This window comes from Colwellia sp. BRX8-4 (assembly GCF_014077345.1).
Taxonomy (GTDB): Bacteria; Pseudomonadota; Gammaproteobacteria; order Enterobacterales; family Alteromonadaceae; genus Colwellia_A.
Genome location: NZ_JACGVS010000066.1, coordinates 1 through 386 on the forward strand (window position 1 = coordinate 1; position 386 = coordinate 386).

Here is a 386-nt window from a genome sequence, read left to right on the forward strand (position 1 = left end):
TCGCTCAGATCAGAAACTGGAGTTACTGAAATCGTTAAGGTAGAAGTCTGTGTATCACCTGCACCGTCAGTAACAATGTAAGTAATTACAGGAACAGCACCGTTGAAATTGTCATTAGGTGTAAAAGTATAACTACCATCGGTATTTAAAGTTAACTCACCTTCAGTGAGGGTAACGGTGTCACCTGCACTATATGTATTACCACCAACAGTAAAACTCGTTACGGTTAGTGGACCGTCTGCTGTTTCAGCATTGTCTAAAACATTGCCTGTGGCTGTTGTATCTTCTGCAACAGTGACAGTTTCATTATCATCGCTCAGATCAGAAACTGGAGTTACTGAAATCGTTAAGGTAGAAGTCTGTGTATCACCTGCACCGTCAGTAAC

The 386-nt window shown here is 41.5% G+C and carries 1 protein-coding gene; it reads right to left on the reverse strand.

Annotated elements, in window-relative coordinates:
• On the reverse strand, window positions 1-386 hold a 386-nt coding region (locus H4J56_RS19390; RefSeq protein ID WP_182259826.1), incomplete at both ends, for an Ig-like domain-containing protein.